This is a genomic window from Nonomuraea sp. 3-1Str, from assembly GCF_031570565.1.
Taxonomy (GTDB): Bacteria; Actinomycetota; Actinomycetes; order Streptosporangiales; family Streptosporangiaceae; genus Nonomuraea.
This window is the reverse complement of the sequence record NZ_JALHBK010000007.1, coordinates 286,160-299,241: the sequence shown is the minus strand read 5'-3', so window position 1 is coordinate 299,241 and position 13,082 is coordinate 286,160. Positions and strand designations below refer to the sequence as shown.

The 13,082-nt window shown below is 71.2% G+C and carries 16 protein-coding genes; 5 read left to right on the top strand and 11 right to left on the bottom strand.

The window, feature by feature from the left end:
- The 7 genes from MTP10_RS14965 to MTP10_RS14935 form a co-directional block, all read right to left on the bottom strand.
- Window positions 1–405: conjugal transfer protein (locus MTP10_RS14965; protein WP_310709761.1), on the bottom strand; the 405-nt coding region annotated here is incomplete at its 3' end.
- A 55-nt stretch (window positions 406–460) separates the two neighbouring features.
- The gene (locus MTP10_RS14960) at window positions 461–706 is read right to left on the bottom strand and encodes a hypothetical protein (RefSeq protein ID WP_205303807.1); all 246 of its coding nucleotides are present in this window, start codon (window positions 704–706) and stop codon (window positions 461–463) included.
- An 81-nt stretch (window positions 707–787) separates the two neighbouring features.
- A complete protein-coding gene (locus MTP10_RS14955) occupies window positions 788–1,504 on the bottom strand; it encodes a conjugal transfer protein (protein ID WP_310709760.1) in 717 nt (238 codons plus the stop codon).
- An 848-nt stretch (window positions 1,505–2,352) separates the two neighbouring features.
- The gene (locus MTP10_RS14950) at window positions 2,353–2,670 is read right to left on the bottom strand and encodes a hypothetical protein (protein ID WP_310709759.1); all 318 of its coding nucleotides are present in this window, start codon (window positions 2,668–2,670) and stop codon (window positions 2,353–2,355) included.
- 128 nt (window positions 2,671–2,798) lie between these two features.
- The gene (locus MTP10_RS14945) at window positions 2,799–3,449 is read right to left on the bottom strand and encodes a flavin reductase family protein (protein ID WP_310709758.1); all 651 of its coding nucleotides are present in this window, start codon (window positions 3,447–3,449) and stop codon (window positions 2,799–2,801) included.
- Between the two features lie 124 nt (window positions 3,450–3,573).
- On the bottom strand, window positions 3,574–4,650 hold the full coding sequence (gene ychF / locus MTP10_RS14940; RefSeq protein WP_310709757.1) for a redox-regulated ATPase YchF: 1,077 nt from the start codon (window positions 4,648–4,650) through the stop codon (window positions 3,574–3,576).
- Window positions 4,651–4,732: 82 nt separating this feature from the next.
- On the bottom strand, window positions 4,733–5,467 hold the full coding sequence (locus MTP10_RS14935) for a hypothetical protein (RefSeq protein ID WP_310709756.1): 735 nt from the start codon (window positions 5,465–5,467) through the stop codon (window positions 4,733–4,735).
- Between the two features lie 80 nt (window positions 5,468–5,547).
- Here MTP10_RS14935 and MTP10_RS14930 point away from each other — a divergent pair, with 80 nt between their 5' ends.
- Window positions 5,548–6,804 (top strand): DNA recombination protein RmuC, encoded by a 1,257-nt coding sequence (locus tag MTP10_RS14930; protein ID WP_310709755.1) that lies wholly within the window; start codon window positions 5,548–5,550, stop codon window positions 6,802–6,804.
- A gap of 13 nt (window positions 6,805–6,817) precedes the next feature.
- Window positions 6,818–7,339 (top strand): DUF6542 domain-containing protein, encoded by a 522-nt coding sequence (locus MTP10_RS14925; protein ID WP_310709754.1) that lies wholly within the window; start codon window positions 6,818–6,820, stop codon window positions 7,337–7,339.
- A gap of 79 nt (window positions 7,340–7,418) precedes the next feature.
- Here MTP10_RS14925 and MTP10_RS14920 read toward each other — a convergent pair whose 3' ends face one another.
- Complete coding sequence (locus MTP10_RS14920; RefSeq protein WP_310709753.1) at window positions 7,419–8,378, bottom strand: 4-hydroxy-3-methylbut-2-enyl diphosphate reductase; 960 nt, start codon at window positions 8,376–8,378, stop codon at window positions 7,419–7,421.
- A 100-nt stretch (window positions 8,379–8,478) separates the two neighbouring features.
- Between MTP10_RS14920 and MTP10_RS14915 the strand changes: the two genes are divergently transcribed.
- Both MTP10_RS14915 and xseA read left to right on the top strand, forming a co-directional pair.
- Complete coding sequence (locus tag MTP10_RS14915; protein ID WP_310709752.1) at window positions 8,479–9,720, top strand: hypothetical protein; 1,242 nt, start codon at window positions 8,479–8,481, stop codon at window positions 9,718–9,720.
- 26 nt (window positions 9,721–9,746) lie between these two features.
- Window positions 9,747–11,081 (top strand): exodeoxyribonuclease VII large subunit, encoded by a 1,335-nt coding sequence (gene xseA, locus MTP10_RS14910; RefSeq protein ID WP_310709751.1) that lies wholly within the window; start codon window positions 9,747–9,749, stop codon window positions 11,079–11,081.
- A 9-nt stretch (window positions 11,082–11,090) separates the two neighbouring features.
- Here xseA and MTP10_RS14905 read toward each other — a convergent pair whose 3' ends face one another.
- A complete protein-coding gene (locus tag MTP10_RS14905) occupies window positions 11,091–11,720 on the bottom strand; it encodes a helix-turn-helix domain-containing protein (RefSeq protein WP_310709750.1) in 630 nt (209 codons plus the stop codon).
- Between the two features lie 94 nt (window positions 11,721–11,814).
- Here MTP10_RS14905 and MTP10_RS14900 point away from each other — a divergent pair, with 94 nt between their 5' ends.
- Complete coding sequence (locus tag MTP10_RS14900; RefSeq protein ID WP_310709749.1) at window positions 11,815–12,228, top strand: nitroreductase family deazaflavin-dependent oxidoreductase; 414 nt, start codon at window positions 11,815–11,817, stop codon at window positions 12,226–12,228.
- Between the two features lie 37 nt (window positions 12,229–12,265).
- On the opposite strand, the gene MTP10_RS14895 is transcribed toward MTP10_RS14900, so the two are convergent.
- Both MTP10_RS14895 and MTP10_RS14890 read right to left on the bottom strand, forming a co-directional pair.
- On the bottom strand, window positions 12,266–12,502 hold the full coding sequence (locus tag MTP10_RS14895; RefSeq protein WP_310709748.1) for an exodeoxyribonuclease VII small subunit: 237 nt from the start codon (window positions 12,500–12,502) through the stop codon (window positions 12,266–12,268).
- Window positions 12,503–12,549: 47 nt separating this feature from the next.
- Window positions 12,550–13,080 carry a DUF4245 domain-containing protein gene (locus MTP10_RS14890; protein WP_310709747.1) on the bottom strand — a complete coding sequence of 177 codons (531 nt, stop codon included), beginning with the start codon at window positions 13,078–13,080 and terminating at the stop codon, window positions 12,550–12,552.
- Window positions 13,081–13,082: the final 2 nt, after the last annotated feature.

Genomic DNA, 13,082 nt, shown 5'->3' with positions numbered 1-13,082 from the left:
GCCGGTCAGGTCGTGGACAAGGAGATCGACCTGGCCGCCCGCAAGGACTACGACTGGGCGCCCAAGTCCAGCGCCCACCAGGGCCGCGCGTACCTCGACCAGATCAAGATCATTGTGACGCCCGAGGTAGCGCAGCTGCGACTCCAGCAGCTCGGTCAGGCGCTTGCCCTCGATGACGGGACGGGTGGACAGCCAGGTGACGATGCCCGGCGGCACCAGGAACAGCACGTGCCACGGCATCGCCACGGGGACGCCGACGAGCACCAGCAGGAGCGACCACGGCACGAACACTCCGACGAACACGCCTATCCAGACAATGGGCAGCGGCATCGGCAGCCGTAGGTCGTACAGCTTGTAGAGCCGCTTCTCGATGCGCCAGATATTCGTGTACGTGGGCAGGTCCACGCGGTCCTCCTCTCCACCCGCTCGTTCATGACCGCCATGGAGCGGTCTCAATCCTTTACTTGATGCCTAGGGCACCCGCGATCGCCTTGGCCGTCACCTCGATGATGTTGGGCACGTAGAAGATCACGCCGATGGCCACGGCCAGGATCAGGAACTGTACGAACCGGGTGATCTCGCGGGTGAAGAGGAAGAACAGCGCGACCACCGACACGACGACGAGGAAAAGCGGGGCGAAGAAGGCTCGCAGGAAGTCGGCGAGCCCTTCGGTGTTGACGCCGGTCGGAGCGGGCGACGGCGTCATCTCGATCAGGTTGAGCACTATGGTTTTCAAGATCACTTCTTGTCCTCCCGGGGGGTGCCGATCAGCAGCGCGGTCGTGCGTCTATCCAACGGCCCGACCGGCGCCGCGGATGTCCTTGACGTACCACTTGTCGCCCTGCTTCTCGACGGTGAGGCGGTAGCCCTGCTCGATGCGGCCGGCCGCCGCGCTCGCGTCGGCCGTGGGTTCGGCCGTCGGTGTGGCGCCGGGCACGACCCACACCACCACTGCCTCGACCTCTCGGGTGGCACCCCCCACAGGCACCACGAGCTCCTGCAACCCGCCGAAGGTGAACGCCCCACCGAAGCTCGGCAGGGTCGTGCCGACGGCGAGATAACGCTGCAACCCCTCGGTGTCCCCTGAGGCGTAGCTCTTGAAGAAGCCCTCCAGCTGGGGCTTGAGCTCGGCCTCCGCGACGTCGTCGGTCTCGGCCGCGGCGACCTGCGGAAGGTCGGCGGGCGCGGGCGCGGGCAGGATCGCCGGCCTGCCCGAGACGACGAACCTGCCGCCGGCGTCGTCGCCGGAGTAGTAGATCGGCACGGACAGCAGCATCCTGCGCGTGCCCGACTGGAAGGCGACCGCGACGACGGCGTTGCTGGCGTCGCTGGCCTGGATGTCGTACGGCTGGATGGCGACGGCGGCGAACTTGCCGTTGCCGTCCCAGCCGAGCTGGGGCGCCATGCCCTCGGCCAGGAACGCGGCGAGTTTGCCCTGCCTGCTCGTGGCGTCGGCGGGACTGAAATTCAGATAGACGCCCGCGAACTGGGCGGCGAACGCCATGCCACGCTGGGTCGGGAATCCGTTGCCGGTCTCGGTCACCGCATTCGGAGCAGGGGCGTTTTCCTGGGTGAATCGCTCAAATGGTGCACGGACCCCATTGACCACGATTACCACGATAAGCGCCCAGAGAATGGCGCGGCCCATCCAGACCAGCCAGCGTCCGCCACCACCCGACCAGCGCCCGCGACGGGGCCGCCGCGAGGGCGGCGGATCGTAGTCGGCGAGATCCGGGCGTGCCGAAAGCTCGGGGTCGCCAGCGATCCGAGGACCGTGCTGGACGGTTGACCTACGAGCCATCACGCCTCCGCTCGCGCCAATCCCCCCGGCTGGCGCGGTGTCGTCCGTTGCCGATCCCCATCATCCGTGGTGAAGCAGTCACCCTATCCGGTCTCCGCCATTGTTCCAGGAAAGCCACGCCCATGCTGCAGGCATCGCCGCCCGGGGGCAAACCGAGTACGCATGACACGCCGGAGTGTTGGTTCTTGCGGCAAACGTCCGGAATAGGCTTTTGACCAGGCCAGACACCTTCTGTCGCATTACCCGGTGGCCAGAGGTTCCTGTCCAAAGGGCGTAGGGACTGTCGCGACCTGCGCATTTGGTATAAGACACCCAGCCGCACGCCCCGACGGGCGTGCGGCACCGTCACCGCCGCCGCCGAGCGACAGGTGGTCACCAGGCTGGCGTTACGCGCTCCGCGTACACGCCAGGGTGCTCAGGCGGGCTCCCGGCGCTCCCCGCGCACACGCCGAGCGCCTCACACCGGGCCGCCTCAGACCGATTCACGGGACCCGCGTGGACGCGGGCCGCCTCAGGCCGACTCGCGGGACCCCGCGTGGACGCGGGCCGCCTCAGGCCCGCTCGTGGTCGCCCGGGGAGGAGATGCCGCGCAGGGCGCGCAGGTGGTCTCCCGCCGGGGCGGGCAGGTCGCGGCGGGGCACCGTGCGCTCCAGGGTGCCCCGCAGCTCGGCGAGCATGGCGGTGGCGTCGCGATCGCGCATCCGCGCGGCCAGCTCCTCCCGCTCGTCCGCCTTCCTGCGCAGGTACGCCTCGCGGTTGACGCGCAGGCCGTACATGAGCTCCACCCTGAGCAGGGCGAGCTCCTCCTCAAGGGTGATGCCCGTGAGCGAGGGTGCGGGACGTCGTTTCCGGATGATGCGACGGATCATGAGGGCCCTCCCGAGTCAGCGTGAACGCCGTGACGATTCGACGCGCAGGTGCCCCATGTGGTTGACGTCTCATCTTTCCATGACCACGAGTCCTTCCAGGAGCCGCAGTCCTCCCGGGAGCCGAGCCGTCAGCCGAGCGTGCCGCTCCCCGCCCGTTCCAGCTGGTGCGGCATCTGCCAGCCCTCGGCCAGGCGCGACGGCCGCAGGTTGGAACCGCCGCCGAAGAACTCGCAGAACTTCATGATCAGCGGGTCCCACCCGACCGGGTCCACGTAGTGCGTCCCGGGGATGATCAGCTCCTCCTCCACGTGCGCGCGCACCACCCTGACCTGGAAGGCGGTCACGTTCCCGTCCGGGCCGCCGAACGCGTGGGCCTCCTCCACGACGCATTCGAGCTGCACCGGGCACTCCAGCACCCGCGGCGCCTTCACCAGGTCGGCCGCCTGCTCGGTCAGCCCCGCCACCGCGAACTTGCCGCGCTCGTGCCGATAGCCCTGCTCCACCCGGCGGGGGGAGATCGCCGGGTTCGCGGTCAGCAGCGCGAGCCGGTCGACGGCGTCCACGAGGGTGGACGGCACGAGGTTGAGCACGCACTCCCGCTCACGGGCGAGGTTGGCCGCGGTCTGGGAGCTGTTGCCCACTCCCAGCATGGCGTGGTCGCCCAGCCACCAGGCCGACGACATCGGCATCAGGTTGGGCGAGCCGTCCTCGTTGCGTGAGCCGATCAGCACCACCGGGGTCCCGAAATAGAGCACCTTCAGGTCGGAGATCGTGTGCATTCTTGCTGGTCCTCAGCTTTCCCGGATCGAAGTCGAGTCGGGACGACTCTCCCCGATCCGGGCGCGGGACGCCGGTGGAAATCGGACCTCGCATCACGTACGACCGCAGAGGCCCAGGGAACCATCACACGTTGAAGCGGAACTCCACCACGTCGCCGTCGCGCATGACGTAGTCCTTGCCCTCGATGCGCGCCTTGCCCAGCGAGCGGGCCTTGGCGATCGAGCCGGTCTCCACCAGGTCGTCGAACGAGACGACCTCGGCCTTGATGAAGCCGCGCTGGAAGTCGGTGTGGATGACCCCGGCCGCCTCGGGCGCGGTGGCGCCCTTCTTGATCGTCCAGGCCCTGGTCTCCTTGGGCCCGGCCGTGAGGTAGGTCTGCAGACCGAGCGTCTCGAAGCCGACCCGGGCGAGCTGGGACAGGCCCGACTCCTCCTGGCCCACCGACTGGAGCAGCTCCAGCGCCTCCTCGTCGTCGAGCTCCACCAGCTCCGACTCGATCTTGGCGTCGAGGAACACCGCCTCCGCCGGGGCGACCAGCTCCGAGAGCTGCGCCCGCAGGTCGGCGTCGGTCAGCTCGTCGGCGTCGAGGTTGAAGACGTACAGGAACGGCTTGGCCGTCAGCAGGTGGAGCTCGCGCAGCTCCTCGCCGCCGAGCCCGCTCTCGAAGATGGTCTTGCCGGTCTCCAGGACCTTCAGAGCGCCCTCGGCGGCCTCCAGGGAGGCCTTCTTGTCCTTGTTGTTGCGCGCCTCCTTCTGCAGGCGCGGGATGGCCTTCTCGACCGTCTGCAGGTCGGCCATGATCAGCTCGGTGTTGATCGTCTCGATGTCGCGCTTCGGCGAGATCTCGCCGTCGACGTGCGTCACGTCGGGGTCGTTGAAGACCCGGATCACCTGGCAGATGGCGTCGGTGTCGCGGATGTTGGCGAGGAACTGGTTGCCCCGGCCCTGCCCCTCGGAGGCCCCCTTGACCAGGCCCGCGATGTCGACGAACTCCACCTTGGCGGGCAGCACGCGGGCCGAGCCGAAGATCTCGGCCAGCTTGGGCAGCCGGTCGTCGGGCACGCCGACGATGCCCACGTTGGGCTCGATGGTGGCGAACGGGTAGTTGGCGGCCAGCGCGTTGCCGGTCTTGGTCAGCGCGTTGAACAGCGTGGACTTGCCCACGTTGGGCAGGCCGACGATGCCGATGGACAGGCTCATGCGTGCTCCTTAACCGGCCGCACGAGCCCCCGGCCGCTGCTGGTGGTGGTTGCCTCGCTACGCTCGCTCACGTCCAGCGAGTTTACTCGCTGACGAGACGCAGACAGGTCACCGGACGGTAGGCCCCCGGCGCCCGCAGGTAGCGCTGCGAGCCCTTCGGGCAACTCCCCGGCCTGGTCTCGAACGAGGTCACCCGCGCCCACGCGTCGCCTGAGCGGCAGCCCACCCGGGTGATCGCAGAGCGGTTCACCGTGTCGTCGCGCGGCCGGGCCACGCACATGCCGCGGTCGAGCACCTGGCCACCGGCGCCCAGGCAGGCCACGGGGCCGGTGCCGACCGTGTCCAGCGTGCCCGAGGGGCAGGTGGCGGCCGCCGGCTCGATCGCCAGCGCCCTGCCGTACCAGCCGCGTCCCGCGCAGGACCGCTCGCGGCCGTCGAGCGTGACGCAGTCGCCGGTCCTGAGCACGCCGCCCCCGGCGCCCGGCGCGCCCAGATGCGGGTCGAGGAAGGAACGGACGCAGGCCGTGCGCCCGTCGCCGATCCGCACGACGTCGTCGGTGTCGTCGGGACAGCCGCCGTGGCCGGGCGGATCCGCGGCGACCGCCAGCACCTCGTACTGCCCCCCGTTGCACGGCGTCAGGACGTAACCGTGACCCGAGCCGCTGACACAGGCGCCCGGCACCCACCGGAGAGGCGGCCTGGCCGCCTCGGGGCCGGGCGCGCCCGTGCGGACCGCCGTTCCCGCCAGGACGACCACGCCCGCCACCGCGACGGCAGCCACGGCGAGCGACACCGCCGTACGCATTCCTGTAGTCATGTGGGTACTCTGCGTGACAGCCAAGGCTCGCGCAAGCGTGTCTGGCGGATCAGCGCGGACGATCCTGCCATCATCCGTGGGTGGACGTCGTCTCGCTGCTCATCGGACTCGCCCTCGGGCTCGTCGTCGGCTTCCTGGTCGCCCGTACGAGAACGGCGGTGCGGATCGCCGAGGCGGAGGCGCGGGCCAGGACCGCCGCCGACAAGCTCGCCTACGTCGAGGAGCAGCTCACCGAGCGCTTCCAGGCCCTGTCCTCACGGGCCCTCGACGTCAACAACCTGCGGTTCCTGGAGCTGGCCGAGACGCGGCTCGCCGCCACGCGCGCCGAGGCGTCCGGCGACCTCGACCAGCGCAAGCAGGCGGTCGAGCACCTGGTCGAGCCGCTGAAGGACGCGCTCGCCCGCGTCGAGGCGCAGCTGCGCGACACCGAGGCCGGGCAGCGGGCCGCCCGCGCCGAGCTGGCCAAGCAGATGGAGTTCGTCCGGCAGAGCAGCCAGGAGCTGCGCTCGCAGACCACGGCCCTCGTGCGCGCCCTGCAACGTCCGGAGGCGCGCGGCCGGTGGGGGGAGCTCCAACTCCGCCGGGTCGCCGAGATCGCCGGCATGCAGCGTCACTGCGACTTCGACGAGCAGGTCACCGAGGGCGCGATGCGGCCCGACATGGTGGTGCGGCTGGCCGGGGGCAAGAACATCGTCGTCGACTCCAAGGTGTCGCTGGCCGCCTACCTGGAGGCCGCCGAGGCGTCCGACGAGTCGCTGGCCTCCGTACGCCTCGACGCTCACGCCCGGCACATCCGCGAGCACGTCGACCGGCTGGCGGCCAAGTCCTACTGGCAGGCGTTCAACCCGTCGCCGGAGTTCGTCGTCCTGTTCATCCCCGGTGAGGCGTTCCTCGCCCCCGCGCTGGAGCGCGACCCCGCGCTGCTGGAGTACGCGATGACCCGCCGGGTGCACATCGCCACCCCGACCACGCTCATCACGATGCTGCGCACCGCGCACTACGCCTGGCAGCAGGCCGCGCTCAGCGACAACGCCCGTGCCGTGTTCGAGCTGGGCAAGGAGCTGTACGAGCGGCTGTCCTCGCTGGGAAGGAACGTCGATACCTTGGGCAAGTCCCTCACCCGGGCCGTCGAGGCGTACAACAAGACCGTGGGATCCCTTGAGAGCCGGGTGCTCGTCAGCGCGCGCAAACTACACGATCTGGGCGTCGTGGACGGCGACCTCGACTCCCCCGCGATGCTGGAGGGGCTGCCGAGGCCCCTAGCCTCACCCGAACTGCTGGAAACCCCGTCTCTGATTTCCCCGGTCAACGGTAAGTTGGCCAACGGATCGCAGTAAGGGGGCGGGGCCAGTGAGTGAGAAGGGCAGGCGTTCGGGCGTCAGACTGACCGCCCGCGGCGCCATCGTGCTCGCCCTGGCCGCCACCGTGGCCGCCTACGCGGTGGCCTGGCAGCTCGACCTGCCGGTCGTGGTCGGCGTGGTGTTCGTGGCCGCCAGCCTGCTCGGCGCGCTGCTGGTCAACCGGCGTGAGCTGCTGTCGCTGGTGGTGACCCCGCCGCTGGTGTTCTTCGCGGCGACGCTCGTCGTCGAGCTGGTCCACGCGCTCGGGTCCGCCTCGCTGGCGCAGTCGCTCGCCCTCGGGCTGTACACGTCGCTGTCGGCGGGCGCGCCCTGGCTGTTCGCGGGCTCGGCCGTGGTCCTCGGGGTCGCGCTGCGGCGCGGGCTGCGCGACAACGTGCGCGAGCTGCGCGAAGAGCTGCGGGCGGGCGCCGAGACGGCCCGCCCGTCCCGCCGGCAGGCGTACGCGCCCGAGCCGGAGGGCTACTTCGAGCCCCGGGTCTACGGCTCACCGCGCACGCAGACCGAGGACTGACCCGCGGGATCGGCTTGCGGGGCCGACCTACGGATCGGCCTCCGCGGGACCGGCTCGACGGAGGGGCTCGGAGCCGGGCTCAGGAGGCGCGCAGGTCCTTGCGAAGCTCGTGGGGCAGCGCGAAGCGCATGCTCTCCTGCACCGACTCGACCTGCTCCACGTCGCCGAAGCCGTGGCGGGCCAGGTGCGCGAGCACCTCGTCCACCAGCTCTTCGGGCACCGAGGCACCGCTCGTCACGCCGACGGTGGTGACGCCCTCCAGCCACTCGTCGCGGATGAGCGAGGCGTTGTCGACCAGGTAGGCGGCGTCGGCGCCGTGGTCCTTGGCCACCTCGACCAGGCGCTTGGAGTTGGAGGAGTTGTCGGAGCCGACGACGATGACCAGCTCGGAGGCGGCGGCGATCTCCTTCACCGCCACCTGGCGGTTCTGGGTGGCGTAGCAGATGTCGTCGCTCGGAGGGTCGATCAGCGTCGGGAAGCGCTCCTTGAGCCGGGAGACCGTCTCGGTGGTCTCGTCGACCGACAGCGTGGTCTGCGACAGCCAGACCAGCTTGGCCGGGTCCTTCACCTGGACCTTGTCCACCGAGTCGAGGCCGTCGACGAGCTGGATGTGGTCGGGCGCCTCGCCGGAGGTGCCCTCCACCTCCTCGTGGCCCTCGTGGCCGATCAGCAGGATGTCGTAGTCCTGGGCGGCGAACCGCTTGGCCTCGTTGTGCACCTTGGTGACCAGCGGGCAGGTGGCGTCGATGGTGCGCAGGCCGCGCTCCTTCGCCTCGCCGTGGACGGCCGGGGAGACGCCGTGGGCGGAGAACACCACGATCTCGCCCTCGGGCACCTGCTCGGTCTCCTCGACGAAGATGGCGCCCTTGGCCTCCAGCGTCTTGACGACGTGGGTGTTGTGGACGATCTGCTTACGGACGTAGACGGGCGCGCCGTACTGCTCCAGAGCCTTCTCGACCGCCACCACGGCCCGATCGACACCGGCACAGTAGCCACGGGGCTTGGCTACGAGGACTCTGCGGGAAGTACTGGGCTCCATACTTGGTAATGCTACGTGGAGGACGGGCAGGACGGCGCGTGCACGCCCGCTCGCCGTTTGCCACACTGGCCCTCCGATACAGACCTCCCAGGGAGACGTCATGTCCCTCAGCGACGTGATACGCAACATCGCCAAGACAGTCACCGACAAGGAGAAGGCCAAGGAGCTTCCTCTCATCGTCGTCCAGTCCACGTTGAGCGCCGCCGGGCAGGCGTTGCTGCTGGTGGACCGGATGAAGAACTCCATCAAGGGGCTGGGCTCCAGGGAGAAGGAGGAGGACGCCGAGACGCGCGCCCCGGTCGCCGGTGAGGTCGCCGCGCCGGCCGAGGAGGAGCGGCCCGCCCGCAAGGAGCCCGTCATCTTCGCGCCCCGCCCCTCGAGCGCCGCCGAGAAGAACGGCACCGAGAAGGGCACCACGGAGAAGGCCGGCACCGAGAAGGGCGGCGCGAAGGCCGACGGCGCCGCCAAGGCCAAGCCTGAGCCGGTCATCTTCGCCCCGGCCAAGCCGGCCGCCGAGACCACCACCTCCCCCACCGCGGCCGAGCCCGTCACGTCCGAGCCCGTCACGTCCGAGCCCGTCACGTCCGAGCCCGTGGCCGCGCCGGAGACCGTGACCAGGCCGGAGAGCGCGACCGCCGAGCCCGCCGTCGCCCCGGAGCCCGCCGCCGCGCCTGAGCCGGCCGCCGCGGCCGAGCCCACCGCGGGCGCGGAGCCCGCCGCGGCCGTCAAGCCGGTCAGCGTCGAGCCCGAGCCGTCCCCCGAGGTCAAGCCCGAGGCCGAGGTCAAGCCCGAGCCCAAGCCTGAGGTCGAGGCGGAGGCGAAGCCCGAGGTCGAGCCCAAGGCTGAGGTCGAGCCCAAGGCTGAGGTCAAGGCCGAGGCTGAGACCGTGGCCGAGCCCAAGGCTGAGGTCAAGGCCGAGGCGAAGCCGAAGAGCACGACCAGGCGCACCGCCAAGCCGAAGGCCGAAGCCGAGCCCGCCGCCGAGCCGTCCGACGAGCTCGCGGCGAAGCCCGCCGCCGCCAAGCGCACCGCCAAGCCCCGGGCGCAGGCCAAGCCGAAGGCCGCCAAGAGCGCCCCGGCGGCCGAGCCCGCCGGTGCGCTCGCGGAGGCCGCCGCCGCGACCCCCGAGGCCGTGGCCGGCATCGAGCCCGGCGCCGCGTCCCCGTCCGAGCCGCTCCCCGGCTACGCGGACCTGACCGTGGCCTCGCTGCGCGCCAGGATGCGCGGCAAGTCGGCCGAGCAGATCATCGGTCTGCTGACGTACGAGCAGGCCACGGCCGCCCGGCCCGAGGTGATCAGGATGTTCGAGAACCGGCTGGCCAAGCTCCAGGACGGGGAATAGCCGCCACGGCCCCGTAGTCTTCCGGCATGAGCACGAAGACCTCGCCCGAGTCCCCGCTGCCGATCCGCACCGTCCTGCAGATGGTGGGCGGCTGGATCGGCAAGCTGGGCACGGTGTGGGTCGAGGGCCAGATCACCGACCTGAGCGCGCGCGGCGGCACGGTGTTCCTGACGCTGCGCGACCCGGTGGCCAACGTGTCCGCGCGGGTCACCGCTCCGCGTGGCGTGTACGAGGCGGCCGTGCCGCGCCCGGCCGACGGCGCCCGCGTGGTGGTCCACGTCAAGCCCGACTTCTGGGTCAACAGAGGGTCCTTCGCCTTCACCGCGCTGGAGATCAGGCCGGTCGGCGTGGGCGAGCTGCTGGCCCGGCTGGAGCGGCTGCGCCAGTTGCTGGCCGCCGAGGGGCTGTTCAACGCCGACCGGAAGCGGCGGCTGCCGTTCCTGCCGGGCACGGTGGGGCTGATCTGCGGGCGTGACTCGGCGGCCGAGCGCGACGTGCTGGAGAACTCCCGGCGCCGCTGGCCGGCCGTGCGCTTCAAGGTCGAGGAGGTGGCCGTCCAGGGCCCGTACGCGGTGGGCGAGGTCACCGAGGCGCTGCGCAAGCTGGACGCCGACTCGTCGGTGGAAGTGATCGTCATCGCCCGTGGGGGCGGCTCGCTGGAGGACCTGCTGCCGTTCTCGGACGAGACGCTGGTACGAGCCGTGGCCGCCTGCCGTACCCCTGTGGTGAGCGCGATCGGGCACGAGCAGGACAGTCCGCTGCTGGACCTGGTGGCCGACGTGCGGGCCTCCACGCCCACCGACGCCGCGAAGAAGGTGGTGCCGGACGTCGGCGAGCAGCTCACACTGGTGCGCCAGCTCCGCGACCGCGGGCGGCGAGTGGTGGGCGGCTGGCTCGACCGGGAGATGTCGTGGCTCACGTCGGTCCGCTCGCGGCCGTCGCTGGCCGACCCGGTACGGGAGCTCGAACGACGGGCGGAGCAGGCCGAGGCGCTGCGCGACCGGGCCCGGCGCTCGCTCGCGAGCTCGCTGGACCGGGCCGAGGACTCGCTGTCGCACCTGCGGGCCCGCCTCGTGGCGCTGTCGCCGGCCGCCACGCTCGAACGCGGCTACGCCATCGTCCAGCACCCCTCGGGCGACGTGGTGCGCCTGGCCAAGGACGTCTCGCCGGGGGCGCTGCTGACGGTCCGCCTCACCGACGACCGGCTCACGGTCCGCGCCCTGTCGCCGGAAGAAACCGTGGCGCCGGAGGAAACCGTGTCGCCGGAAGAGAACGACTCCCCCGGCGAGGTCACGGACGCGCCCAAGCCGGCCAGGGCGCGCAAGCCCCGGGCCGCGAAGCCGCCCGCCGGCGCGAGCTGACGCGCGCCGCTATCCGTCCGTCGAATGCGGGCACCGGCCGGCACGGAGAAGGGTTTCGGCCAGCGCGTCGAATCCCGACTTGACGGCCTCGACCGACATGCCCCGCTCGTCCAGCTGGAGGCGGATCAGGTGGGCGTTGGCCGGGGCCAGCAGCGCGTCGGCGAGGAAGCCGGCGTCGAGGTCCGGACACGCCTGGGCGACCAGCGTGGCCAGGTGCGTGTGGTGGATCCGGTACGGCCCGCTGAAGCGCCCCTTGGCCGGCCCGATCTCCAACTGCAGGAACATGTCCTGCTGCGCCACGATCCGGTCCACCAGCGCCCGCAGGAAGGCGCGGACGCGCGCGGCCGGCGGCGCTCCGGGCCCCATCGGCGGCGGCCCGGTCATGAACGCGGCCTGGAAGCGCCGCTCCTGCTCGTCGATGAGCGCCCACAGCAGCCCGGTCCTGTCGCCGAAGCGGCGGTAGACGGTGCCCACGCCGACGCCTGCCTCGCGGGCGACCTCGTCCAGGGAGAGCTGCCGGGCGCCGCGCTCGGCGATGAGCCGGGCGGCCACGTCGATGATCCGCCGGCGGTTGCGGGCAGCGTCGGCGCGCTCGGGCTGGAGCTGCCCGACCACGGGGAGGAGCTCGCGTCCGCACACGCCGCGAGCATACCTCCGGCTTGTAACCGGAATTTTCTCCGCTTAGGCTGTGCTCCACTCAAGCGGAGGCTTTTCCGGTACAAGGAGCGCAGTCATGGCCAACGATTTCAACCAGCAGGTGATCGAGGAGTTCCGCGCCAACGGCGGGAAGGTCGGCGGCATGTTCGAGGGCGGCAACCTGGTGCTGCTGACCACCACGGGCCGGAAGAGCGGCAAGCAGGTCACCTCGCCGGTGATGTACCTCAAGGACGGCGAGCGGATCGTCGTCGTCGCGTCCTACGCGGGCGCCGACCACCACCCCGCCTGGTACCTCAACCTGGAGGCCAACCCGTCGGTCACGGTCGAGATCGGCACGGAGACGTACCAGGCCAGGGCGGAGATCGTGGAGGGCGACGAGCGCGACCGGCTCTACGCGCGCATGGTGGAGGTCGCCCCGGGCTTCGCCGAGTACCAGGCCAAGACCGAGCGCCGCATCCCCGTCGTCGCTCTGGACCTCCAGCCCGCCTGACCCGGCACGAGGGCCGGAGGCCAGGGGACGAGGAAGGCTAGAAGGGGGCGTCGTCGTCGCGGGCCGCCCCCGCGTCGGTGCGGCGGGCCATCGCGGCGGCGAGCTTGACCCTGGCCCCCTGCAACCACTCCTCGCAGATGGCGGCCAGCTTCTCGCCCCGCTCCCAGAGCTCGATCGACTGCTCCAGGGTGAGCCCGCCGGTCTCCAGGCGGCGCACCACCTCGGTCAGCTCCTCGCGGGCCTGCTCGTATGAGGGTGCCTTCTCGTCTGCCACGTCACCACCCTAGGGTCACGGGGACGTGGCCGTGCCAGACCCGCCGCTCAGCCCTTCGCGCGCTGCTGGAGCGTGGCGGCCAGCTCGCCCAGCTCGGGCCAGTCGGCCGTGCCCGTGACGACCAGGGTCACGTCCGGCAGCACGCGGACCAGCGACCGCTGCTTCTTGTCCTCGCGGAAGCGCCGCTCCCACGGCTGCCCGGCCACCTGCTGGGTGCCGATCGCCTTGTCGGTGTTGGCCATGCGGCTTGCGAACCCGGCGGCCGGCTTCTCGTCGCTCTGGGCCAGCATGGCGTGCTCCCGCTTGGCCGTGGCGTAGCCGAGGTAGAGGACCTGCGCGCCGTTCTCGCCCTTGGCGATGCGGTTGCTGTTGGGGACCCAGCCGGCCGGGTCCTGCCTGGGCGCCCACACCTGGTACGGCACGGCGCGGCCGAAGTTGGCGACCGTGATCGTGTACTCGCGCCTCGGGATGTGCTCCTGCCGGCCCTGTGGGGCGACCAGCAGGAACAGGCCCGCCGCCCCCAGGCAGACGAACAGCGCTACCGCGTAGCCGTAGAACCCATCGGTGAACCGTCGCACAC